This window comes from Nostoc cf. commune SO-36 (assembly GCF_023734775.1).
GTDB classification, from domain to species: Bacteria; Cyanobacteriota; Cyanobacteriia; order Cyanobacteriales; family Nostocaceae; genus Nostoc; species Nostoc commune_A.
Genome location: NZ_AP025732.1, coordinates 4,124,546 through 4,150,348, shown reverse-complemented (window position 1 = coordinate 4,150,348; position 25,803 = coordinate 4,124,546). Strand labels below are relative to the sequence as shown.

Sequence of the window (25,803 nt, the reverse complement as noted above, 5' to 3'; positions counted from 1 at the left end):
AATATAGGAGTTACTTATGAGTCTTTTTGTTCTTTTACCCGCATATAACGAACAAGAATCAATTCGCCCCTTGTTCAAAAGATTTCAGACTTTGCAGCAAATCTCTAATATGGAGATAAAACTGATTCTTGTTGACGATGGTAGTAGTGATAAAACTGCTGAGACTGCTTTAGAAGTATCGCAATCACTGGGGATATTACTAAAATTAGTCCAACACCCCAAAAATGCTGGTTTAGGTCAAGCAATTAAAACAGGTTTTACGACTTTTTTAGAAATTTCTAAGGAAGGCGATTTTTTAGCTGCGATGGATTGTGACAACACTCAACCACCAGAATTATTGATAAAGATGTATGACACTATGATAGCTGGTAGCTATGATATTGCGATCGCATCTAGATATCGAAAAGGTTCTAAAGTCATAGGCTTATCAAAATTTAGAGAGATAATGAGCTATGGAGCCAGTTGGCTTTTTAGAATTGCAGCCCGTGTAAGAGGTGTAAGAGACTATACTTGTGGTTACAGACTGTATAACCGTACTTTCCTTAGTAAACTAGATATGTATTACGGGGACAATCTATTCACTGAAAGTGGATTTGCTTGCATGATAGATTTACTACTGAAAGCTAAAGTACTCAAACCAAAAATCGCAGAAATTCCAATGGTTTTGAGATATGATCAAAAGCCTAGTGCTAGCAAAATGAAAATTCTTAAAACTATTAATCGAACTTTAAAGGTATTGTTTAAGAATTTCACATCGCCAGCGCCAACTGCTGCTAATTTAAGTCAGATTTTCAATGAGCAAGAAACAGAAAGAATTCCACTGAAGATAGGAAATCGAAAATAAACCTGAGTCAAGTTGGAAACTCAAGGTTTTAATATGGACGAAGTTTAAATAGAGTTTCTCGCATTTCATTCCTAACTTATGACTCCTTTCGTTGAGAATAGTGCTAAGTAAATACATACAAAATGTATTCTATGTTACACTTAACTCTTCAATAAGTGAAAACTTTAAAAATTTCAGCCCGCAAAGGCGGGCTTTGTTTATTAAACGGGCATAAAACCCCTGTGCCTTGTGCCTAGGGATGTAAGCCCGGTTGATGACGAGTTGATATAGTGCCAAACTTCTAATCTACGGGCGGATTTGCCAAGGCGTTCCTGAAGAGGAGGGAAATCCACACGCTTTTCTAGCAACTGTGGCTTTTGCTCATTTGTTAGACTGAACACACCAGGATTTTTCAGTCAAATCTCTGAACTACGCCAGCAGACGAGGCTACCCATGCTTACAAGTACGCTACTTCTCTCAAATCAACTTCCCACCCTCCAATATTCCTCCACACCAGAGCGTTTCGATGAAACCTGGGAAGCCCCTCTGGCTACCCTGCTGGGACTAGGACGCGCGGCTGGTGCTGACTTCATCGAATTATTTTTAGAACGTCGCAACTATATTAGTTGTCTGGCAGAAGAAGACTCCATCACTAGTATTTCACCCAGTCTGTCTACAGGCGCGGGAGTCAGAGTATTTCGCGGTAAAGCTGACTGCTACGTTAGCACCAATGACCTTTCTTTTTCCGGTTTGAAAGCAGCTTTAGAAAAAGGTCTTTCTATCTTAGGATTGCAACTACCTACTCCTAAATCTTTCATCCCAGAAATCAATCTGGAATTATTGAGAGATTACGCCACTAAAAGAGGTAAAGATGCATGGCTACCAGTGTGTAGCTCCATCCGAGAAATGGGAGAAATCCTTCTTGATGGTACTGCTCATCTGAAGCAAAAAGCTAGCCACATCCAATCGCGCCGTGCTACCTATTTTCGAGATTGGCAAGAAGTTTTAATCGCCGCTAGTGACGGTACTTTTGCTCGTGACATCCGCCTCACGCAATCAGTAGGATTTAACCTATTGTGTGCTGATGGTGCTAATCGTACCTCAATTAGCGATCGCGCCGGCAATACTAGCGATGCCAACTTCTTGAGAACTTGGGATTCTCAGCAAGCTGCCGAAAAAATAGCAGATTCTGCTGGAAAAATGCTCTACGCAGATTATGTGGAATCGGGTACTTACCCCATAATTATGGCCAATCACTTTGGCGGCGTAATCTTTCACGAAGCTTGCGGACACCTGCTAGAAACCACCCAAATAGAACGCAATACCTCTCCCTTTGCTGACAAAAAAGGCGAAAAAATTGCCCACGAAAGTTTGACAGCTTGGGATGAAGGGCGCTCTGAAAATGCCTTCGGGACAATTGACATGGATGACGAAGGTATGCCTGCTCAAAGAACCCTATTGATTGAAAAAGGCGTTCTGAAAAACTTTTTAGCAGATAGAACAGGTTCTACACGCACCGGACACCCCAGAACTGGAAGTGGGCGCCGCCAAAATTATACCTTTGCTGCTGCCAGCCGGATGCGTAATACTTATATTGATTCTGGCGAATATACCATTGATGAATTATTTGCCTCTGTTGATAAAGGCATTTACTGTAAAAAGATGGGTGGTGGTAGCGTTGGTGCTACAGGTCAATTTAACTTTAGTGTTGATGAAGCTTATTTGATTGAAAATGGCAAAATCACCAAACCACTAAAAGGAGCAATTCTCATCGGTGAAGCCAAGGAAATTATGAATAAAATTTCTATGTGTTCCCAAGATTTAGAAATTGCACCAGGTTTCTGTGGCTCAGTCAGTGGCAGTATTTACACCACAGTTGGACAACCCCACATCAAGGTTGATTCTATTACCGTTGGCGGAAGATAACATTATCAACTTCCAGGTTCTACCTGGAAACGCCTTCTTAATTTTATCTAGGAAACAGAAGCTTTCCATTATTACACTCCCAGACTAAAGCAGGGAGCGAGAAAATCCCAAACCCAAAATTGACTATGCCGAATATCAATGAGATTGCAAATTCTGCCAAGGACAATGCTGATAAACTTGGTATTAAGAAATTCGACATTTATGGCTCAACAGTAGATGATACTAATGTGCAAGTAGACCAAGGAGAGCCAAAACAAGTCAAAGCTTCAAATCGTTCTGGTGTTATTGTTCGTGTCTGGAATGAAGATAATACAATGGGTGTCACCAGCACTACAGATGTAGACCCCAAGGGACTGGAATTAGCTTTGAAAACTGCCTACGAAGCTAGTTTTTTTGGTGTTAAAGAAAATGTTCCTGATTTTAGTCCAGACGCTACTACTCCTATCCCAAATAAACCTCAAGATAAAGCACTCCAAGCACCTGTTGCTGAACTTATAGAAAAATTGCTGGTAGCTGAAAAAGAATTACTAGCAGCTCATCCAGCGATTAAAGGTGTACCTTATAACGGTTTATCACAAAGAGATGTTGACAGATTCTATCTCAATAGCGATGGTGCAGTGAGAACTGAATCTCACTCTTTGGCATCAGTTTACCTTTATAGCAAAACTGAGGAAGAAGGAAAGAAACCGCGCAGCGCAGGTGCTTTTAGAATCAACCAGAGTTTAGATAACCTAGATATTAATGGTTGTATCAAGGAAACTGCCGAGAAAACTATCAGTCACTTGAATTATGAAAAAATTCCGACTGGTAAATATCGAGTTGTTTTCTCAGCAGAAGCTTTCTTAAGTCTGTTGGGTGGTTTTTCTAACTTGTTCAATGCCCAAAGTATTTTGGACAATCAAAGTTTATCTACTCCTGATGATTTAGGAAAGCAAATCGCTTCTCCTCTAATTTCAGTTTATGATGATGCATTGCACCCAGCTAACGTAGGTGCAGAAACTTTTGATGGTGAAGGAACTCCTACCCGTCAAATTTCATTGATTGAAAATGGTGTTTTAACAGGATTTCTCCATAGTGCGGGCACTGCTAAAAGATTAAATGCCCAGCCTACGGGTAATGCCAGTATTGGCGCAAAAGTCAGCGTCAGTCCTAATTTTTATCACGTTTTCTCAACAGCAACTCCTGAGCAAGAGTTCAGCTTAGAAACAGCTGAAAATGTGATTCTTATCGATGATTTACAAGCTCTCCATGCTGGAGTTAAATCATTACAAGGTTCTTTTTCTTTGCCGTTTGATGGTTGGCTAGTTAATAAGGGTGTGAAGACAAGTATTGAGTCGGCAACGGTGGCTGGCGATTTCTTAGAACTCTTAAAGTCAATTATTTATGTAGAAAAAGAGGCAGAGTTAACGCCGGGGGGAGTTTGCCCGAAAATCTGGGTTGATGAACTATCGATTACTGGTGAATAAAACTTAAAAAGTGCAGAGTTATGAGTTTAATATAACTCTTAACTCATCACTTGGAAATTTTTACTCACCATTAATATTCACCACCTACGCTGATGGCAGTATTAAATACATCAGCACCGCTTAAATCAATACCAGCTAAAACAGCGCCACCTACGTCAGCATTATATAAATGAGCATCACTCAAATCAGCGTTGGTAAGATTAGCATTATTTAGGGTAGTACCACTGACGAATGCTTCTGTAAGATTAGCAGACTTTAAATTAGCACCAGTTAAATCAGCACCTTCTAAGTTAGCCCCTTCAAGATTGGCTGCTTTTAAATTTGCATTTCTCAGGTCAACCCCTATCAGATGAGCGCCTTTAAGGTTTGCTCCTGTTAAGTTACATCCAAAACACTCTCTAGTTTGCAGTAAGCGGCGGATAGGGGCGGAATTTTCTGCTTTGACGGGAATAGGAGCAGCTAAAGATAGCGTGCTGAGTAAAGCTGCTGCCGTCAAAAAAATTCGTTTCATATTTACCTCCGACACTTCTAGAAGTCGTTAAATTTTTAACTTCCACCATTCCACTGTCCCAAAATTACAGAATTCTGTATTCATGCGATCGGAGGAATATATAATTTCTATGAGACTAGGTATTCTTCCGTAAGCTAGTCCGATAGGAGTAAAATTAAAAGATTCTTAGTAAGAATTTTAGATATATGAGGCTCTGGCTCCAGTCAAACACTGAGTCAAGACTTGTGTTGACACCGTAGGCTTGCGAGGCGGGGAGACAAAGTATAGCTTTGACTCTTTTCTTTTGGGTTCTTGGGTTTTAGTAGATAATCAAGCGGACATGGACTTCCAAAAAGTTCTAAGCCAGGGCAAAAATGTATCAGACTTGAATAAGTAATAAGTATTAGAGGTGGCTGTAATGCCGACGATTCATTTGGTAGATGGTGAAAAAGGTGGGGTAGGGAAATCTCTCTTTACCAGGACAATGATTCAGTATTGCCTGGATAAGAAAATCCCGTTTGTAGCAGTGGACACAGATAGGTCGAATCCAGATGTAGCAGAGGTGTATAAGCAGATATGTAAATATGCTGTGTTTAGTGAGAATGAACGACAGGCAGATAAGGCAGATAGAATATTTGAGTGGGCGATAGAGAAGCCAGTAATTGTGAATTTAGCCGCACAATCGCATAGAGCAGTACAAGGGTGGATTGATTCTAATCAATTACTTGAACTAGCAAGTTCGCAGGGAGTGATGTTTTGGCAAATGGTTTGTCTCGACAGGAGGATACGACAGCATCAACCTGTTTGCTCAGTCAGTAAATACTTATGGTGAGACAATCCCTCATATTCTGGTAAGGAATTTCGGGCTGTGTGATGATTGGGAACATATAGAGTCAGACTCAAACTTTCAGAAAATAGTAAATAAATATAAGATAAAAGTTATAGATTTTCCGAAGTTAGCATATAAAGAAAGAAACATAATTGACCAAAATCGCCTGACCTTTGCGGAGGCGAGAGAGTATAAAGAATTTGGGATAATTGGGAGACAGAGAGTAATGAATTTTCTGAAGCTTGCTTATGCTTCTTTTGAGAAAGTAGGGATTTGGTATGAAAAAGTTGAATAGCTTTGCCCTACAGAGCTTAATCATTCCAATAAATGAAAAATCTATTGGAACTCGGTTTCTACCACTTTGGTTAAAGAAGCCAATATTGACATTATTTCTTGGAAGTCCTTAGTAGCGCAAGGCGGAAGTCAAAAGTCAAGAGTAGAAAGTATTATGGAATAAACTCTTTAGGAATTTTAAATGGTTGCTCTATTTACGCGGTGGCGTACTAGAAGTATTCAAACTTAGATTATACTTAAGCCTTGCCACTACCTAATAGGTACAACAGCGCCATGCGAACGGCAACACCACTAGTAACTTGCGATTGAATAAGACTAAATTCTGGGTCATCCATCAATTCAGAACTAATTTCAACACCACGGTTGACTGGGCCTGGATGCAAAACTTTGACATTAAGTTTACAAAGTTGCAGCTTTGTGCTTGTAATGCCAAATAGCTGATGATATTCTCGCAAGCTTGGCAGTAAATGAGCCATCATCCGTTCTTTTTGCAGGCGCAAAGTCATGACAAAATCGGCATTCTCCAAAGCTGGTTCTAGCTGCCAATGTAGAAAAAGCTGGGGAGTGAGGAAGTCGGAGAATAATTCCTGACTTCTGACTTCTGACTCTTCACAGATATATTCAGCAAATAACTTAGGTAAAAGGGTTGGTGGTGCTGCCAGATGCACTTCAGCACCACTGGCAATTAAACTCCAAATATTTGATCGCGCCACGCGAGAATGGAGAATATCTCCAACAATGGCAATCTTTTTCCCCTTTAAAAGTTCCAGTCGGGGGCTAGCTGGATCAATTAGGGTAGTTATGGTAAATAAATCTAGCAGTGCTTGGGAAGGATGCTCATGTTGACCATCACCAGCATTGAGGACGCTAACTTTTACACCTAAACGATCCATTTCAGCCGCGATCGCATTTGGTACTCCTGCTTCTCGATGGCGGACTACCATAATATCAGTTCCCATCGCCAAATAGGTTTTCGCCGTGTCGAGAATTGTTTCTCCCTTAGTCATAGAGGAAGATGCTGCGGCAAAGTTCAGGGTATCTGCACTTAAGCGTTTCGCCGCGAGTTCAAAACTGCTGCGGGTGCGGGTAGAAGATTCAAAAAATAAATTCGCCACCACCTGTCCCTGCAAGGTTGGTACTTTTTTCGTCCGCCGCGATAGTACCTCTTGAAAACTGGCAGCAGTTTGCAAAACAGTATTATATTCAGCCGCCGTAAAGTCAGCTAGGGAAAGAACGTGATGACGATTCCAGGTAGTAGTAGGCATAGAATTTGGAGAGTGGAAACTGGGGATTGGGGGAGATAAGGGAGAAATAATCAATACCCAATGTCCAATCCTTTTAGGTTGGTAAATGGAAAACGTTTAAAGCTAGAGAAATTAAGCTGAGGAACGTTAAAAACCCAATTGTATCTAGCATTGTAGTCACTAAGGGGCCACTAACTAAAGCAGGGTCAAGCTTCAGCCGTGTCAAAGCCATTGGCAGTAAAGTGCCGAGTGTAACAGCCACAATTGTATTAGTTGCCATTACCATTCCGGCAATTAAAGCTACCCATCGTTCTTGGGGTCGCGCCCAAATTAAGGAAAGCAGGATCATTGTTGTGGCTAAAGCTACGGCTGTACCTAAACCAGCTAGAAGTTCCTTGCGGAGAATTTTTAAGGTATCTTTGGGTGTTACCTCGCCCACATCCTAAGCCGCGAATTGTCACCGTTAATGATTGAATCCCAACAGTACCACCCGTGTTAGAAAAAATCGGCATGATGACTGCTAGAACTGGCACTGCGGCAATTACAGATTGAAAAGGCGCGATCGCACTAGCAGCACCAATATACATTGCCATGATGCCCAACAACCAAGGTAAGCGGTTGCGGATGGTGAGTAAGGGAGAGGATAAAGCTGCTTCATCACCACTGACACCCGCCAGTTTTTGGATATCTTCTGTGGCTTCCTCTTCCAAAATATCCATGACATCATCAATGGTGACGATGCCCACTAATCGGTCTTCTCGGTCAACCACGGGGATAGCGATTAAATCGTAGCGCTGCATGATCCGCGCTACTTCTTCTTGGGGGGTTTCAGTTCTAACTTTGATGACGCGATCGCTAGCGATATCCTTAATAAATACATCGGGAAAGGTAAACAGCAATTGGCGCAGTGAAACTACTCTCACCAGCGTCCGGTTGTCATCTGTGACGTAGGCGTAGTAAATAGACTCCTTGTCTTCATCCTGACGGCGGATTTTGCTTAGGGCTTCACCGACAGTCAAGCCTTGCCGTAATCGCACATATTCGGTTGTCATCACCCGCCCAGCCGTGCCTTCTGGATAGCCGAGAATCGTTGCTGTTGCTTGCCTTTGTTCTGGACTCAGTTCTTGTAATAGCCGTTTGATTACCCCAGCAGGTAGTTCATCAAACAATTCTGCCCGTTCATCGGGACTCATCGCTTCTACAAGCTGCACTACCTGGACATCATGCAGAGAATTAATTAGTTCTTCTTGCACCTCTGTGGGCAGATATTCAAATACATCAATTGCCTGAGCTTTATTGAGTAAACGAAATGCGATCGCGCGTTCTTGTTCAGGCAATTGTGTAATGTAATCTCCCACATCCACAGGTTGCAAGCGATTTAAATCCCATTTCAACTGATTTAAATCGGTAGTATCAGTCAACAAATCACGAATATCTTGTGTGAGCATGAGATATATCTCCTAAGTCTCCCCCGCGCTGGGAGACTTCCTCGCCAGCTCAGAGGAGGTTGATACTGCCATCTGGTGGACTATTGCCCATAAAATTTCAACAATTCAATATCGATATCTAAATTAAGGCATCGCTAGTCATCATCCTAACCCGGAATAGCCCTCTCCGGTAGATACTGAGGATTTTTTGTAATTTTAGTAGCTTTATATTTATCTTTACAGCACTTCCCGGTGTTATGAGGTACAATAGCAACAATTAGTAAACCAGTTTTTTAAATGTTGAGGATTCATTAAGTCGAGTGCAACTGAGATTACTGTATCAACCATTTCTGTTGTAGTTGGAGCAAAACTGCGTAAAAAAGATTTGAGTTGTGACCACCATAACTCGATTGGATTAAAATCAGGAGAGTATGAGGATAAACAAATAACTTTCGCACCTACAGCTTCAATCATTGGTACAATTGATGCTAGTTTATGGGCAGGTAAGTTATCCATGACGACTACTGCTCCTGTCCATAAATTAGGCGCTAAAAACTTCTCAATGAATACATCAAATGCTTGGCTATCCATTGAGTTATTCATCGTCATTAACGCCACTACTTTTTTAATACTAATTGCTCCAATTACTGTGACTTTTGCACCTCTATAAAATGGTTTTTGGTCGTAAGCTCTTGTTCCTTGTTGCGAACGCGCATGAGTTCTTGCCAGACCTAATAAAACTCCTGTCTCATCTAGGAATACTAAGTTATCTGGATCTATATCTCTGACCTGTTCCCAATATTCTACTCTTACTTTTTGAACTCTTTCTGTTGCTGCTTGACTACTCCGCAATGTTTTTTTTTACGATTTAATCCTAATTTTTGTAAGGCACGACACATTGCACTTCGACCTACCCAATTACCAGTTTTGTCGTAACTGCCCAGGTAGGAAAGTCAGGGATATTCCCGTGAAGGGAGGAAAGATGGTAATGTTCAAGAATGAGTCCAGAAGAAAAAGATCAAAAAATAGAAAGGCTAGAGCTAGAGGTTAAGGCACTGCTGGAAAGGATAGCAGAGCTAGAGAGAAGTTTGGGACTAGATAGCCAAACAAGTTCAAAACCACCAGCCAGCGACGGACTCAAAAAGTCAAATCAAATACGGACAAAAAGTTTAAGAGAAAAAGGGAAGCGGCCATCAGGGGGGCAGATAGGTCATCCAGGGCAGACATTAAAACAAGTATTAGAGCCAGAGAAAATAGTAGAACATCCAACACCATGCTCATGTCCTGGATGTGGAAGTGATATTGGGGATGTAGGAATCAAAAAAATCATCAAGCGACAAGTATTTGATATACCAGCCCCACGCATCATCGTCACAGAACACAGAGTGGCAGTCAAAGAATGTCCTTACCAATAATCAGGCAGAACGTGACTTGCGGATGATGAAATGTAAGCAGAAGATTTCCGGTGGTTTTCGCTCCTTCGAGTTTGCGGTTTCATTCGCTAATATCCGTTATGCATCTTTCCACTGCTTCTAAGCAGGGTCTTAACTTACTGGAAGTTATTACTCAGGCGCTACTTGGTAATGTCTCTGTTTTTCTCGCCTCAATTAAGTAGGTAGGCAGTTACAAAGTATTTATATTTTAACCTAGTGTACCTTATAACAGGCGGAAGCGCTGTATTAGCTTACTAGCCTGATTTTTAGGAAATTATTCTGTAATCATAGTTAGTTTTGCTACTGATATAATTTGTGATAACTGGCGATCGCTAATAACTGGAGTTTAGACTAAAGACATGACAAAGTGACTCAGCAATGCTGAGTCACAAGCTTTGCACCCCAAAATTAAAAAATCAAAGGTTTAAGCAGATTGTGGCATTTGTTTTTTTGGCTTTTTAGTGCTTTTTTTGACAGTTGGATAACGAATTCTCCGAATACGAGTTTTACCTTCTGTAAATAGGCATCATAAAATTTCTGCTCATTAACAAATGCTTAATGTTTAGTAATCTAAATTGAGATACTCTTACTTAACTCTCGTTTACTGATTACTAAATCATAAATAGCTTCTAGCTTGACAGTTTGCTTCCGAATATCAAAATTTTCGCAAATAAATTCTCGTCCTTTTATACCCATATTTTTAGCTAAAGCACGGTCAGACAATAGAATATCTAATTTTTCCGCAAGAGCTTGATCATCTTTTTCATCAACTAAAAAGCCAGTTTCTCCATCTAAAACAGCATCAGGAATAGCACTATGCCAGGTAGAAACTATTGGTAAACTAGAAGCGGCAGCTTCCAATATTGAAAGCGGTAAACCTTCACTATCACCGTTTTTTGCTGTTTGACTGGGTAGAGAAAATATTTCCGCACCTCGCATCATTTTTTGAATGACTTCATAAGGTTTTGCGCCCATAAAATTTACTCTATTACTAATACCAAGCTCATCTGCTAGACTCTTTAATTTTTCAGTCATGATGCCACTTCCAATTTGGATAAGTGACACATTTGGATGCTTACTGGCAATCCGGGCAAAGGCTTTTAATAGGGTATCAATTCCTTTCTTTTCAGTATGTCTGCCTACACACAAAATATATCTTTCATCTTTTGATTCGCTTGCTGATGAGGCAAACTTTTCTAAATCTACACCACTATTCAGTTTAATAATTTTATCTTCTGGATAACCATATTCAATCATTTTTTTATACAAGAAACTAGAAAAAGCAATAAATTTAGATGCTTTTTGTTTTAGTTCTTCTTCATGTAAAAGAAATTGATATAATGCTGGATTACCTGACAGCCACATAGATCGACGTGTAACTGTGATATCAAAACCGTAAAATGTAACGAGGAAAGGAATATTTAATTTTTCTGCCAATCGCATTGCGTAAATACCGTCTGGGCCAAAATGTCCATGAATTAATTTTAGACTTCCTAATTCACTCTCGTTTCCAAACATATTTGGTGAAGCAGTAATTACATGAAATAACTGCTTAATATTCCATAAGTCATTATTACTAATAGAAATACCTTCAAAAGGAATCTCTTTTAATATTTTACAAGTAAGAAACAAAGGTTTGTATCTTTGTAAATTATGGGCTTGTTCTCCAATAAAAGTTTCTGATACTCTCGGATAAGCTCGACGATACATCCCAACTGTTTTCATTATGTTACTCCTATTTAAGATTAATATTCCTGTCTATAAAATGGTAATTACCTAATTTCTTCAAAAACAGCACTAATCTGTAGAATCCTGATTGTTAGTTTTTTCAAATTAATATCTAGTCTAAATCTAGGCTTCTAGCTAGATTTTGGCGATGTTTGCGATTTTGCTAGCCTACGGAACTAACAAAATATACTTTGTAAAAGACTAAACAGAGGTATTTAATGTCAATGCACAAAATAATTCATTTGTACAGTCCATAATTTATATTTTTTATCAAACCTTGTTGCCTTGAAGATGGCCTCCCTTTCTTTAGTGCAATTATATGGTGAATATTTTACACAAACACACTATCTTAAAACATATCTACATTAAAATTATATTTATTTATTTAATATTTTTTTTGTAAAAAAATGATTTACTTTATACCAGCATAAGCATAACCTCGGAGTAATGATCTAGTTTAGACTAGCATAAGCTCATCCTTCGAGTTAGGCACTTTTGATTTTTTGACATTATCCTACCACTGAATCAGTGGTAGATTCTTAAGATCACTCTTTAAAGTTCCTCTTTCTACGGCTCGACTTAACTTGGAGGGATTTTTCCACCCACGCAGAGATCGATATTTCCAGAGATGATTAATGTTCCTGTATAGCCTATGGTACGGAATACTATCTCAATGCCCCATTCCCCATAGCCCAAGTGCAGGAAACCCACTCCTTTAAGGAGCCTAATTTTGCAAGTTGTTCTGAACCAAACCATGAAAACATCTACCAAATTGCTAACTCGCCTAGACTATTACTACCAGCAAATCAAAACGATCATCCTGACTCGGCAGAATCCGATTACGGGTTTACTACCTGCAAGCACAGCGATTACAGCCCACGGTGATTACACAGATGCCTGGGTACGAGACAACGTTTACAGCATTTTGGCAGTTTGGGGTTTAGGACTTGCATACCGCAAAATTGACGACGATGAGGGACGCACCTATGAACTAGAACACAGTGTGATCAAACTGATGCGCGGGTTGTTGTTTGCAATGATGCGACAGGCTCATAAAGTAGAGACATTTAAACATACTCAGTCGTTACTAGATGGACTGCATGCTAAATATAATACCGCGACTGGTGACATTGTTGTTGGTGATGATGAATGGGGACATTTGCAACTCGATGCCACATCTATATTTTTGCTGATATTGGCGCAAATGACGGCAGCCGGATTGCCAATAATTTATACCATTGATGAAGTGAATTTCGTCCAAAATTTAGTTTACTACATTGGACGAGCTTACCGCACACCAGATTATGGCATTTGGGAACGTGGTAACAAAATTAATCGTGGTAGTGCAGAGTTAAATGCCAGTTCTGTAGGCATGGCAAAAGCTGCTTTAGAAGCTATTAACGGACTGGATTTGTTTGGTGTGCGGGGTAGTCAAGCATCAGTAATTCATGTGCTACCAGATGAAATCGCCCGCGCCCGAATTACTTTAGAATCCTTATTACCGAGAGAATCTGGTTCCAAAGAAATTGATGCAGCACTATTGAGTATTATTAGTTATCCTGCCTTTGCAGTGGAAGATTTGGAGTTACGCGATCGCACTTTAAACGATATTATCAATAAACTCGCAGGTAAATACGGCTGCAAACGCTTTCTGCGTGATGGACACCAAACCGTTTTAGAAGATCATCAGCGCTTGCACTACGAACCCTGGGAACTCAAGCAATTTGAGCATATTGAATGCGAATGGCCGTTATTTTTCACTTATTTAGTTTTAGATGGATCATTTCGTGGCGAACAAGAACAAGTTAAAAAATATCAAGAGCTTTTAGAGTCATTACTTATAGAACAAGATGGTTTGCGTTTATTGCCAGAACTTTATTATGTTCCCGCAGAAAATATAGAGGCAGAAAAATTAGCACCTCAAACGCAACCACGTTTGCCCAATGAAAATATTCCCTTGGTGTGGGCGCAGAGTTTATATTTTCTGGGTGAAATGTTGAGTGAAGGGTTACTGGCGGTTGGTGATATCGACCCTTTAGGAAGACATTTGTGTGTGGGAAAACAGCGCGAGGCATTGGTACAAATTGCCTTATTAGCAGAAGATGAAGATTTACAAACTAAATTAGAAGTTCACGGAATCGAAGCACAAACGCCCACCCAAGTAGAACCAATTCAAGTGAGAAAAGCTGGAGAATTTTCAGCTATTTATACCCAAATCGGACGTAACGATAAACTCGGTTTAACTGGGCGGCCAGTGCGGCGACTGCGAAGTTTGACAACATCTAGAATCTTTCGGATTAGCAGCGAAACAATTGTATTTTTGCCTTCATTTTCAGACTCTCAACAGTTTTATTTAACCCTTGATTACCATTTTCTGTTAGATCAAATTAGAAGCGAACTTGCTTACATTCAAAAATATTGGAGCGATTTAGGGCGTCCTACTCTGACTTTGATGTTGACACACACCATGTTAGAAAGTGGTTCTGAGGCATTACTGGAATTGATGCAAGAACTGAAAGATGGTATTTGTAACGGTGTGCGGGTGAAATTAGGGCGGCTAAATCAGCTAATGCTAACAGCTGGAATCCAAAGAATTGATTTTCTGCCAAATGCAGAATTCTCGCGATTCGCCAGTTAAAAATGCTAGCCCACATTGCTATTATTTGGCTTATAATCCTGAGAAAAACTGCGCTTAGGGCATACTCAAGAATTTCAGATGGAGTGTGAAACCAATTTCGGGTATTACTTTCTTCTTTGCGTGCTTCAGAGAATATCTACGAGCAAATTGAGCTATTGCAAACTTTAACTCGCTTGCAGGGAATGGAATTTGATACGGGATATGGTGGCCCAGGATAATCGCGTCACCGTAGCTGATTTACTAGATGAAGTTTACACCAAAGCTGGAGATTTAGGCATTTGGGCAGTGGTACGTCGGGCTGCTGGGTTACGGCTTATGGTTGATATCAGCCTATCAGATGCAGTAACGAGTATTTTGGTGCGAGGTAAGCAAATTGCTGTGGGTAAAGCTTACAGTGAAGCGTCCTTGATTAGCGTACCCATGCCTCACGATGAAATTGCCGATAAAATTAATCATTTTTGTCGTGAGGATATCCGCGATCGCGTCCTCACTCAAGAGATTTTAATCTATGTTGGTATCTTAATTCGCTCAGAACCCGGACTATTCCAGGGACTACTAACCCTGAGAGTCGGCTATCTTATCTTATTAATCACCAGCGAACTAGCGCGGGAATTGCATGTCACTCAAGATGAAGCTTACGATTACTTAATGCAACTTTCACCCTTTGAAGTTAAAGTGCGCTTGCGTCAGGTATTAACTGGATATACTGGCATGAGTAATCTGTTGCGCCAGCAAGAATCACTGCACGTCAAACAAAAAGAAAGTGATATTGCTTGGGTGGTATTGCCAGGAATCGCCGAAGGGATAGAAGTTCCGCCGGGTGGTTGGCGGCGGTTTCGCCAAGCTGAAGGTGCGACAGGACGCGTACCAAAAGAATTTTTTAAGCAAGTTTGGTTATTAATGCAACATTGCAAGGGTCTAGTAATTGGCGATAAACTAGAGCGTCGCAATCGTTTAGATAGTGAGATAATGCTGTCGGAAATGACAGCCGGAGAAAGAAATTTTGCTCTCTTGGTTGAGCATTTGCTGAATAAAATTGAAGCTCCAGAATACCGCCAAGTTAATATTGAAGCATTAATCGAATTAGCTGCGATCGCTGGCAATAATCCCAAGCTGCAAATTGAAGAATATATCGTGTTGGATGTGTTAATTGGCCATGCAGTGCGATTGGCGTGGTTAGAGAATCATAGTCAACGCAGCGATCGGTATGATGAGGATAAAGCGAGTGCGTGGCGATCGTTTTACAATACTTCTCCTAGAGATTGCGCTAGTTATATTTTGAAGGCGTTTAGGTTCTTGACGGAATTTGTGAAAGATTTTTAAACGCAAAGGGAAGCGCAAAGGAACGCAGAGGATGAGAGAGAATGAGTTGAGTGGGGTGATTATTGGTTGTGCAATGAGGGTGCATACTGCTTTGGGGCCTGGTTTGTTGGAGTCGGCTTATGAGGAGTGTTTGGATTATGAGTTGAAAAAGGTCGGGTTGAGTGTTGGTAAACAAATTCCATTGCCTTTGGTTTACCAAGATGTGCAATTGGAATGCGTTTATCGATTAGATTTGATGGTCGAAAACCAAATAATTGTAGAGATTAAATCTGTAGAATCCTTCCACCCGATTCACTCCGTCCAACTCCTAACCTATCTCAAACTAGCAAACTGCAAACTAGGACTACTCCTCAACTTTAACGTCCTCCACCTCAAAGAAGGCATCAAACGCGTAGCCAACAACCTCTAACTCCCCCTCTGCGAACCTCTGCGCTTCCCTTTGCGTTCCTCTGCGTTAAAAAAAATATCCCCCACCTCAAATTCCAAAAGCAGGGGTTTTATTAAAACTACTTAACAGAAACAGCATCAACATCAATAGTGCTTCCACTAGAGGTAGAACCTTCAGTACCATTAGGCACTTCAGTACCCAAATCACCCTTACGAGCTTTCCAGCCCTCAATGACTAACCCAGACACCTCAGAAACTAGCAAAGTCAAAAGGAAAACATCATCAATTTGTCCCACAACTGGTATAAAATCTGGGAGAACATCAAATGGGCTAACCAAATAGACTAATGTTCCTAAAATTACCCACCAACGGTACTTGGGGTTACGAAGCACATCGCGATACCAAGCGTAAAGTGATTGGATTGAAAATTTCATATTTTGAACCTCCAGTTATCTTTAATTTTGACAAACTATCCCAAAAACTTCCGGTGTGAATAACCGCCCTAATTAGTCTGGAAGACGCTACTAATAATATGTCAGCAAATACAAACAAGTAGGCAACCGGGAATATTTATAGCGGTTCTCAATTGCATAGAATACAGATCATTTGTAGGGGCACAGCAATGCTGTGCCCTATTGTGTATTGCATCCAAACGAGAAGCGCTATATAACTATATTCAGCATTTAGAGGACAAATATTTGCCTCTTTATCTAGTTTCACAAATAATTAGTTATTCAACATCTACTGTCGAATAACTAATTATTTGTCGTCTTCACTAATTAATGTCGTTTATATAAAATAGCTATAAGTCTTACAGAATAAAGTATATAGCTTTTTTACGCTAAATTTAATACCATTTATTATTTAACTAATTAGCTGTTGTAAATTAAATATATAACATTTTAAGCGTCGTTTTTTCAAAAAACAGCTTTAAAAATTTTCTGGCTATCCATAACTAAATAAGTGTCGTTTTTGTGAAATGAGATAAATATAAAAAATTAAATGTCGCTTTTTGGAATCAAAGAGTATTATATTAAATAGTATGCAAACTAAAACAAGTAACAAATAAGACATATATGTACTAATGTCTTATTGTTTCTCTCTACTTGCGAAGTCATCCTCCTATTCCGGCTTCATTTCGATGCAAGCTAAATCTGTAAACTTGGCTTTTCTTAGAGAGACTTGCTGTATTCCCCAATCAATTAGTTTCAAGCGATGAAGTTTGTTTATGGGTGAAACTCCGAACTCTAATGAGGTTGATGAATCTTTACTTTTGCACGATCGCTCGGATCAGGTTGATAAAACTTCGGAGAGTGCAGATGCAAAAGAAAACAATGTAATTGTTACTGAACTCTCGGCAGAGGCTAAGTTGAGAGTGGAGGTATTACAAAGTCTGATTGGGTCATGCGATCACAAAACCTACGGAATTAAATTAAAGCAAGCCGCAGAAAAACTTGGCAAGACGGTTCGGACAGTACAGCGACTCGTCAAAAAATATCAAGAACAGGGGTTATCAGGCGTTACTGAAGCCGAACGTTCTGACAAAGGTGGCTATCGGATTGATGATGGTTGGCAAGATTTTATCGTCAAAACTTATAAAGAAGGTAACAAGGACGGTAGAAAAATGACCCCGGCTCAAGTCGCAATTCGAGTTCAGGTTAGAGCCGAACAGCTAGGGTTAGTGAAATATCCTTGCCACATGACAGTTTATCGCGTTCTTAATCCGATTATTGAACGTAAAGAACAGAAGCAAAAAGTAAGAAATTAGGATTTACGCATTGACAAGAAATAGTAAATATGTATAACGTGAAAAGCCACATCTTTCGTAAGGGTAAAGCATTGCTAAACCCCTACAGCATGGTCTATTTACGATCAAAGGATAATTAATCAAATCCTGAAACAACCTATTTTCGTTAAGCCACATCATGATTAATTTGTACAGTGCGTAAGTCCTAGTCTCCTGCTTCGTCAACGAAGTAATGGCGAATATTCGCTTTTTCTTTCATACGTAAAACATTTATAGTTTAAATAAATTTACCAGCGTTGGATAAAGCTCCCACCTCTTTTTTTAGTGACAATTCGCTTTAAAATGCTTAAGCATTGATAGTAACAGCACATCAAGTTCTTTTCTCATTCTTCTCTGAAATTATTTCATTGTGTCAGTTTACGCTTGTAGCTCATGGAAGTAGCTAAGACATAACGCTGTGAGTGAATTGGGAGCAAATGCAAGCGACAATGTACTATCCAGCTAGCAAAACCCACTTTGGACAAGGCTTTACAAAGATTGCAACTAAAGTATAATTCTAATCTAAAGAATTATACTTTTCAAGCAAAAAGTATAATTTAAGTAAATTTACTCGCCAATCACTTGTAAAACTTTTGGCGCAATAAATATCTTTCCGTAAGAACCTTCACTAGCCTGCACTAGGATACCTGCATTGACGAGCTTTTCAACGTTCTGTTGTGCAGAGCGATAGCTAACATCCATAATTGTCTGGGCTTGGGTAATTGTGAGAATAGGAGACTCAAACAAGCTGTCTGCAAGACGCAACAATAGGGCTGTGGCACGGGTTTGAGTTAAATCTTGCCTCCATTGCAACTGCAAATCTTGTAACCGTTTCGACCGAACCAAAGCATCTTTAGATTGTTCCGTTACCCCTTGTAGAAAAAATATTAGCCAGTCCCGCCAAGCCCCACAATGACTGATCCTCAGCATTAAATCATAATATTTTTGTCGATGACGTTCAAAAAATGCACTGAGATAAAGTAAGGGTTGGGGTAATAAGTTCCAATGCAAAAGTAATAATGAGATTAGTAATCGCCCAATACGTCCATTGCCATCAATGAAGGGGTGAATAGCTTCAAATTGATAATGAATTAAACCTATCCGAATAAGTGGTGGATAGCCACAGTCACTATTAAGATACTTTTCTAATTCATGAAGACATTTTTCCATTTCTGGCACAGGTGGAGGAATAAATCGAGCGTCGTTGATAGTTAGCCCTTGCACTACAATCCAGTTTTGAAAACGACGGAATTCTCCAGGAGCCGCTTTTTCTCCACGCACACCATCTACTAAACGCTCATGGAGTTCACACATAAAACGTAAGCAGATAGGCAGAGTTGTCAGTCTTTCTAAGCCATATTCTAAAGTACGAACATAATTCAACACTTCTCGTACATCAGATTCTGGTGGAGAAGGATTTAGACCTGGAATGGTTAATTGTCCAGTTTCATAGGCGTAGAGGTTTGTAATATCTGCTTGCGTTCCTTCAATACGTGAAGACAGCACTGCCTCCCGGCGAATAAATGGACGGATGAGAAGATTCGGATTGGGCATAGTACGTCCTAATCCTGCAAGTTCACCCAAGGCTCGGTCAGCATCAGAAAGTGTGCGCCAAATTTCTGTATCCAGTTCTAGCACTGGTGGTAAAGGGTTGGGAACAAAAGCAAAACAAGGCTTTTCTCCTTGTATAATTTGAACTAATCGACCTGTTGGGCTATTTTGAAAGTCTTTTGGCTTCATACCGTATTGCTATTTTCTGTGCCAACTATTTATTAATAAAAAATCTTATCCCTGGTTTTCTTTAAAGTTCCCCTTTAAATGCTTTGTCCAGAATGGAAGGTATACAGCACTTCCGGCAGCTATGAGGTACATCCTCAAAGCTAAAAGCTATGTTAGGAGAGAGGCAATAAGAAAAACTGTATTGCATAATAGCGGGAAGCGCTGTAAGTGCATCAAGTTCTTTGTTCGCTCCTCAGTTTGAGCGTGTTTCACCTCATCCTTGACTACCAGAATCTGATTCTTAATCCGTGCAATATCTTTGGATGGGGAAAAGTCTAAAATTGAATTATGTAAACTTTGGATTTTCTCAGCTAATTCCTTAACTGTCTTTACAAGCTGATTAGCAGTTTCTTCTGCTTTCTTTGCAGCATCCCAATGAGGTGTTGCTTCTTTTATCGCCTGCTTATAAGCTTCCCGAAAGTTATATTTATAAGCCTGTCCATTCTCTTCTCGGTTCTTCCACCATGCCACACATTCAGCAAAATCTTCATCCTGTATCGGCTTAGTTTTCGTATAAGTTTTCCTTCCTTCTGGTAAAGGTAACTCATAGTACCAAATTTCATCCGTTTGTCCAGAACGGTCAAAAAATAACAAATTTGTGGGAATGCCAGTATAAGGTGCAAACACTCCGTTAGGTAAACGGACAATGGTATGCAGATTAAAATCCTTAAGTAAATCTTCCTTCAGCTTGGCGCAAGTATTATCCCCAAATAGCACCCCATTGGGAAATACTACTGCGGTGCGTCCTGGTTTTGGTCTTTGTCTGAGACGACGCATAATCAACTGAAGGAATAACAACGCCGTTTCCTTAGTTTGTCTATCTGGGGGAAAGTTATTTTTTATTCTGTCTTCCTCTTCACCCCCAAAAGGCGGATTTGTCAGAATTACGTCTACCCAATCTTTTTCACCAATCTCCGAAAGGGTAAACCGCAGACTATTACCATCATCAATATCGGGATATTCAAACCCATGTAACAGCAAACTCATGTGCGCTAACATCAAAGGCAAGGATTTTGCCTCACCGCCAATAATGCTTTTTTGCAATATCTGCCAATCTTGGGCACTACAATTCTTTTTCAGGTATTCATACGCCTCCACCAAAAAACCACCTGTTCCGCAAGCAGGGTCAAAAATGGTTTCTCCCAACTTCGGTTCCATCACCTGCACGATAAACCGCACTACCGGACGAGGGGTGTAAAACTCTCCCGAATCTCCCGCCGCGTCTCGCATTTTCTTCAGCATCGACTCATAAAGGGTGCTGAGTAGATTCACCTCTTCTGATTTATCAAAGTGAATATCATTTACCTTATTCAGCACATCCCACAGTAAAGTCCCGCTAATCATACGGTTAGTGACATCTTTGAACACCTTAGCAATGACATCAGCGCGATCGCGTCCGGTTTTGCTTTTGAGATTTCGCAAATAGGCGAGTAACCCTGCACCTTTCGTGCCATCTGGTAAAATTGCCTCATCATTATTGATGAAACTTTTTAGGCGAAGATAACTAATTACATTGGGGAAATTTTTATTTAATAAATCTGCAAATATTCCCAGAATTGGATTCTGCTTTTTCCATTTTATTGCTAATTTATCTGCTACATCTTTAATACAGTTTTCTTTTAAGGAATTTAATTTAACTCTAATATCATCCTTTTCTGTTGCATCATTAAAAGCCTCTTCTACTGCATCTTTTAATATTCCTTCAATTTGTGGCATTAATGTAGATACACTTAAATAATACTTTCCTTCTAAATGGGCTGTAATCGCTTCCTCTAATATAGGGATTCTTTTTTTTACATTGCTATTTTTTTTCTCTATCCAACTTTCTAGAGTTTTTTCAATCCTGGATGACACCATTAATTTATTCAGGAAAATGTCATCCTTTGTTAAACCTTCTTCCAGCCCATCATCCAGAATTTGCAAAATAGTTGTGCATTCAAAAGTTGAAGTTGGTAAAATCCATATAGATGTAAGTGCATTCTCAATAGTATCAGAATCAATTGAATTACTCATTTTAAAAAGTTTTTCCCGAATATTAGAAATTTCATTTTGAAAATATCTGTAAATTTTATCTTTTTGTATAAGTTCTGTTATTTCTAGCACAGATAATTTTTCCGTATTATATGTTTTAGGTATAAAAATTTCCTTTTGAGAATATTTGTATTCACCTTCTTGCATAAATTCTTTTACTTCTTCTTGCACAATTACTTTTACTTGTTCTGTAACATCTTTTTTACTTAATTGTGAGGACTTCGTAATACTTTCTAATAAACTATCTATTGAAGTAATTATGGAATCAAACAATAAGTCATTATCTTGCATTTCACTAAGTTCAGAGTGGATTTGACTTGAAATAGTGTTTATTTGTTCTAAGAAATTTTTTAAATATGTCTTTTTATTTATTTCTTTGTAATACTTCTTGCTTATAATTATTTGTATATATGAAATAATTCTTGATTGAAAATGTTTTAAAGCAAGAATTCTTATTTCATTATCTGAATAATTCAAAATAAACTCCTAATTCATGAAATTAATGTATTTTTATAAAATTAAGCAGAATACAATAAACTTTGCAACTGTTCCACTGCTTCCCTAAGTTGTGTAACTCCACCAAATCGTTGAGCAATCTCGGCTACATTACCATATCGATGAAACTCACTGTTAGCTTTAAATGTAGTTGGAACATTAAACTCCTCAACTCCTTTTTCTGCATACTTGTCCAAAAGTATCTCTAAAATTGCCCTAGCATCTTCCCCATATTGCTCAAAAAAATCAGCCTTGCGACGACGCAACCTTTCAGCCCGTTGCTTGCAAGTCAGCACCAGAGCATCAAAGGCAATATGACATAATAAATCAAAAGGATCAGCTTCGGGAAGCTTAGTAAGTAGGTAGGCACGAAAAAACCAAACTATGTAAAGATAAGTAAATACGGAGAATGCATCTACCGAGGTGACTTAATATATGGGCGCTCGTTTAAGGATATTCTTGACTCGTGAGCAAGACAGAACCCTGTTACAGCTAAGAACTGCGGAAGTACCACAGAAAGTAAAAGATCGAGCAGAAATAATTAGGCTAAATGCACATGGCTGGTATGTAGAAAAAATAGCTGCTCACTTTAATTTGACTCTACAAACGGTAAGAGAGGTTTTACACAACTGGAAAAGCAAAGGTCTAGAAGGACTTTGGGAACTACCGGGTCGAGGAGGAAAGTCAAAATGGCAAGAAGAGGACATCATATTTTTGGAAGAATGCCTGAAAAAAGAACCGCGTACATACAATAGTCTTCAACTCGCACAAAAATTAGAACGCGTAGGCGTAGCCCGCCGCAGGCATCGCTCAATTAAACTGAGTCCCGACAGATTAAGACGGGTACTCAAAAAAAGGGGGTCAATTGGAAGCGAGCAAGGAAGAGTCACAAAGGCAAGCAAAACCCGATAGCACGAGCAAACAAACTCTTCAGTCCTAGATATGTTGGAATTATCTGCTGCGGCTGGAGAAATAGACCTAAAGTATCTAGATGAATCAGGGTTTTGTGTATGGAGCGAACCAGGTTACACCTATTACTTCAAAGGTGAGCAAAAACGCTTAGAGCAAACTAAGCATCGTGGACGGAGATTAAGTATTATCGGCTTTCTTCAACCTTTAATCAGCTTTGTTTACGGTCTGGTTATTGGTGGGATTAGTCGTAAATCGTACATCGAAATGATGGAGATTGAAGCGACTGAAGCTCAAAAAACTGGACGCACTAGGGTAATTGTGCAGGATAACGGATCGATACACCGATGTCTTGAAGTGCAAAAGTTATGGTCAAAGTGGGAAAACATGGGTTTGTACATCTTTTTCTTGCCCGCATACTGCTCCGAGATGAACCCAATTGAATTGGAGTGGCAGCACCTTAAAAAAGACGAACTATGTGGGCAAATATTTGATGACGAGTTAGACCTCGCTTACGCCGTGATGGATGGCGTTAAAGCTAGGGGAGAAAAAGGCAACTACAGTACACAACGTATTAAATTTGACTCTAATTCCTCTGGTTAAATTTTCGTTACATAGTTATAAATTTTCCCGCCCACCTACTTAACTTGTTTTAACTCATCAAAATCAATATCCCTATCCGCCAACAAATCAATAATTTCTGAACGCTGTTCTGGATCTGCCCAGTGTTGCTGTATTTCTATAGTGGAACGATATAGGATGCGAACTTGTTCTCTGGTGTAGTCAATTAATCGAGACAAGCGCAGTTGATTATCTGGATTTAAATCATAAATTTTTTCTTCAACAATCTCTTCGCTTCCCCCGTCAGCGTAATATTTCCGAGGTGGTATGTCATCATCATCTGGAAGTCCCGGAAATCCAGACCTTTCATCGTCTTCCAAGTCGTCTGTTTCTTCTTCTAAATCTGCTGACTCTAATTCCTCTTCATGTTCAGAGAGTATTTGCCCATCATCATCTATCTCTGATTCATTAATAAGGGCGGGTTCCCCGTCAAAATCTCTATCTTCAAACAACACCGTGCTATTGGTGTAGTCGAGTATATTAAAAGACCGTTTACCCCGTTCTTCTCGTACACGGGTTCCCCGCCCAATAATCTGTTTGAAGTCTGTCATTGAACGAATAACACGGGCAAGCACAACATTTTTACAGGTGGGAATATCTACCCCTGTTGTTAGCAATTTATAAGTTACAGCAATAATGTGAGTTTCATCTAAGACATCTTTAAATTTGTAGAGATGTCCCTTACCAACATGACGAGCATCAGAGGTAATGCGAGTGATATAGTCAGGATTTGTTCTGGTGATATCGCTGTTGAGATTGCGTAATTCCTTGATCATTGCCTTAACGTGTTCCTCATCCACGCAAAAGACAATAGTTTTGGCATAGCGATCGCCACTTCTCAAAAAATCAGTGATGTGTTGTGCGATCGCCTTTGTCCGTGCTTCTCTCACCAATTTCTGCTCAAAGTCTGGAGTGAGATAAACTTCATTGGGAATTGTTCTTCCATAGTGGTCAATCTCTCCAGCGTTAGGTCGCCATCCTTGGCGATCGGAACGGGTAGTAATTCGATAAACTCTATAGGGAGCTAAGAAACCATCATCAATCCCTTGTTTGAGGGAATATGTGTAAAGGGGATTGCCAAAGTAGCGATAGGTATCAACATTATCATCGCGTAGGGGTGTTGCTGTAAGTCCTAACTGATACGCAGGTTCAAAATGTTCTAGAATTTGTCGCCAGTTACTTTCATCCCTGGCGCTACCTCGGTGACACTCATCAACAATAATCAAGTCAAAATAATCAGGATTATATTCTCTGTAAAGTCCAAAGCTATATTGTGTATCACCAATAGCTTGATAAATAGCAAAGTAGAGATCACGTCCTTTTTTCGCTTCCCCCTGAATTTTGTAAATTTTCTCTTGATTAAAGGTAGAAAAATCCTTATTCATGGGATCATCTACCAAAATATTCCGATCTGCCAAAAACAGAATTCTAGGAGAACGAGATTCTCCAGAAGTATTCCACTCCAAACTTGACAGTTTCCAAGCTATTTGGAAAGCAACAGTAGTTTTACCCGTTCCCGTTGCCATTGTTAGCAATAGGCGCTTTTGACCTTTGAAAATTGCGGCTAGTGCAGCATTAATAGCATTTCGTTGATGTAGCGCAGTGGTTTATCTGGAATTGGATAAAACGGGGTTAACAGTTTTTCTGCTATGTCTGTTCTAATTTGCTCCTTCGCTTCCCCAGTTAATCGTCGCCAAAGTTCATCAGGACTGGGAAACGATTCCATCACATCAGACTGCTTACCCGTGATGAAATCAAACTCTACAATTCCTTGTCCGTTAGTGGAATAAGCAAACTTCACCCCTAGAAGATTGGCATAGTCTATTGCTTGTTCCAGTCCCTCATCAGGAGTTTTGTGTTTCCTTTTCGCCTCTACTACCGCTAAGGGAAATTCTCCGTTATACAGCAGCAAATAATCTGTAAATTTTCGTTCACCACGAGGTTGACGCTTGTTTTTGGGGCGAATTTTGCCATTAGTGAAGTAATACTGCTCAGTATAATCGTGAGGCTCTTTTTCCCACCCTGCATCTCTTAGTTTTGGCTCAACATACTTACGGCAGGTATTAGCTTCATTGCTCATTGCTTGCTATTTTACTAGTTAGTTTTTTAACTTAACACCTAGTTATGCCTACGCACAAAAAAATAATATTACCCTTGTTATTCAAGATGCAAAT

At 39.7% G+C, this 25,803-nt stretch carries 14 protein-coding genes and 5 pseudogenes; 9 read left to right on the top strand and 10 right to left on the bottom strand.

The genetic code is table 11. The features are described 5' to 3' along the window. Positions 1–16: 16 nt before the first annotated feature. The 3 genes from ANSO36C_RS18700 (at position 17) to ANSO36C_RS18690 (ending at position 4,215) form a co-directional block, all read left to right on the top strand. On the top strand, positions 17–844 hold the full coding sequence (locus tag ANSO36C_RS18700) for a glycosyltransferase family 2 protein (protein ID WP_251955750.1): 828 nt from the start codon (positions 17–19) through the stop codon (positions 842–844). A gap of 432 nt (positions 845–1,276) precedes the next feature. Beyond that, positions 1,277–2,749 (top strand): TldD/PmbA family protein, encoded by a 1,473-nt coding sequence (locus tag ANSO36C_RS18695; RefSeq protein ID WP_251955749.1) that lies wholly within the window; start codon positions 1,277–1,279, stop codon positions 2,747–2,749. A 125-nt stretch (positions 2,750–2,874) separates the two neighbouring features. Then, complete coding sequence (locus ANSO36C_RS18690; protein WP_251955748.1) at positions 2,875–4,215, top strand: TldD/PmbA family protein; 1,341 nt, start codon at positions 2,875–2,877, stop codon at positions 4,213–4,215. A 70-nt stretch (positions 4,216–4,285) separates the two neighbouring features. Here ANSO36C_RS18690 and ANSO36C_RS18685 read toward each other — a convergent pair whose 3' ends face one another. Beyond that, entirely contained in the window at positions 4,286–4,726 is a 441-nt protein-coding gene (locus ANSO36C_RS18685; RefSeq protein WP_251955747.1) for a pentapeptide repeat-containing protein, read from the bottom strand. A 397-nt stretch (positions 4,727–5,123) separates the two neighbouring features. Here ANSO36C_RS18685 and ANSO36C_RS18680 point away from each other — a divergent pair, with 397 nt between their 5' ends. Beyond that, entirely contained in the window at positions 5,124–5,537 is a 414-nt protein-coding gene (locus ANSO36C_RS18680; protein ID WP_251955746.1) for a P-loop NTPase family protein, read from the top strand. A 527-nt stretch (positions 5,538–6,064) separates the two neighbouring features. Here the strand turns inward: ANSO36C_RS18680 and ANSO36C_RS18675 are convergent. The 3 genes and pseudogenes from ANSO36C_RS18675 to ANSO36C_RS18665 form a co-directional block, all read right to left on the bottom strand. Continuing rightward, positions 6,065–7,093: an aspartate carbamoyltransferase catalytic subunit gene (locus ANSO36C_RS18675; protein WP_251955745.1), complete on the bottom strand. Its 1,029-nt coding sequence runs from the start codon at positions 7,091–7,093 to the stop codon at positions 6,065–6,067. 73 nt (positions 7,094–7,166) lie between these two features. Beyond that, a pseudogene (gene mgtE / locus ANSO36C_RS18670) lies at positions 7,167–8,520 on the bottom strand (magnesium transporter). 234 nt (positions 8,521–8,754) lie between these two features. Next, a complete protein-coding gene (locus tag ANSO36C_RS18665) occupies positions 8,755–9,351 on the bottom strand; it encodes an IS630 family transposase (protein WP_251955744.1) in 597 nt (198 codons plus the stop codon). Between the two features lie 146 nt (positions 9,352–9,497). On the opposite strand from ANSO36C_RS18665, the gene ANSO36C_RS18660 reads away from it, so the two are divergent. Continuing rightward, positions 9,498–9,914, top strand: a complete 417-nt coding sequence (locus tag ANSO36C_RS18660) for a DUF6444 domain-containing protein (RefSeq protein ID WP_410174617.1) — start codon at positions 9,498–9,500, stop codon at positions 9,912–9,914. A 588-nt stretch (positions 9,915–10,502) separates the two neighbouring features. Here the strand turns inward: ANSO36C_RS18660 and ANSO36C_RS18650 are convergent. Beyond that, the gene (locus ANSO36C_RS18650; RefSeq protein WP_251955743.1) at positions 10,503–11,657 is read right to left on the bottom strand and encodes a glycosyltransferase; all 1,155 of its coding nucleotides are present in this window, start codon (positions 11,655–11,657) and stop codon (positions 10,503–10,505) included. 757 nt (positions 11,658–12,414) lie between these two features. On the opposite strand from ANSO36C_RS18650, the pseudogene ANSO36C_RS18645 reads away from it, so the two are divergent. Both ANSO36C_RS18645 and ANSO36C_RS18640 read left to right on the top strand, forming a co-directional pair. Further along, positions 12,415–15,621, top strand: a pseudogene (locus tag ANSO36C_RS18645) (glycoside hydrolase family 15 protein). A 31-nt stretch (positions 15,622–15,652) separates the two neighbouring features. After that, complete coding sequence (locus tag ANSO36C_RS18640; protein WP_251955742.1) at positions 15,653–16,030, top strand: GxxExxY protein; 378 nt, start codon at positions 15,653–15,655, stop codon at positions 16,028–16,030. A 97-nt stretch (positions 16,031–16,127) separates the two neighbouring features. Here ANSO36C_RS18640 and ANSO36C_RS18635 read toward each other — a convergent pair whose 3' ends face one another. Then, positions 16,128–16,442: a YkvA family protein gene (locus ANSO36C_RS18635; protein WP_251955741.1), complete on the bottom strand. Its 315-nt coding sequence runs from the start codon at positions 16,440–16,442 to the stop codon at positions 16,128–16,130. Positions 16,443–17,236: 794 nt separating this feature from the next. Between ANSO36C_RS18635 and ANSO36C_RS18630 the strand changes: the two genes are divergently transcribed. Continuing rightward, complete coding sequence (locus ANSO36C_RS18630; RefSeq protein ID WP_251955740.1) at positions 17,237–17,776, top strand: helix-turn-helix domain-containing protein; 540 nt, start codon at positions 17,237–17,239, stop codon at positions 17,774–17,776. Between the two features lie 585 nt (positions 17,777–18,361). Here the strand turns inward: ANSO36C_RS18630 and ANSO36C_RS18625 are convergent. The 3 genes and pseudogenes from ANSO36C_RS18625 to ANSO36C_RS18615 form a co-directional block, all read right to left on the bottom strand. Beyond that, positions 18,362–19,534, bottom strand: coding sequence for a Fic family protein (locus tag ANSO36C_RS18625; protein ID WP_251955739.1), 1,173 nt, complete (start codon positions 19,532–19,534; stop codon positions 18,362–18,364). A 147-nt stretch (positions 19,535–19,681) separates the two neighbouring features. Further along, positions 19,682–21,895, bottom strand: a complete 2,214-nt coding sequence (locus ANSO36C_RS18620) for an HsdM family class I SAM-dependent methyltransferase (RefSeq protein WP_251955738.1) — start codon at positions 21,893–21,895, stop codon at positions 19,682–19,684. Between the two features lie 227 nt (positions 21,896–22,122). Further along, positions 22,123–22,458: pseudogene (locus tag ANSO36C_RS18615) on the bottom strand (type I restriction-modification enzyme R subunit C-terminal domain-containing protein); the annotation flags it as partial. Positions 22,459–22,534: 76 nt separating this feature from the next. On the opposite strand from ANSO36C_RS18615, the pseudogene ANSO36C_RS18610 reads away from it, so the two are divergent. After that, positions 22,535–23,446, top strand: a pseudogene (locus tag ANSO36C_RS18610) (IS630 family transposase); the annotation flags it as partial. A gap of 206 nt (positions 23,447–23,652) precedes the next feature. On the opposite strand, the pseudogene hsdR reads toward ANSO36C_RS18610, so the two are convergent. Beyond that, positions 23,653–25,709, bottom strand: a pseudogene (hsdR, locus tag ANSO36C_RS18605) (EcoAI/FtnUII family type I restriction enzme subunit R); the annotation flags it as partial. Between the last annotated feature and the right edge of the window lie 94 nt (positions 25,710–25,803).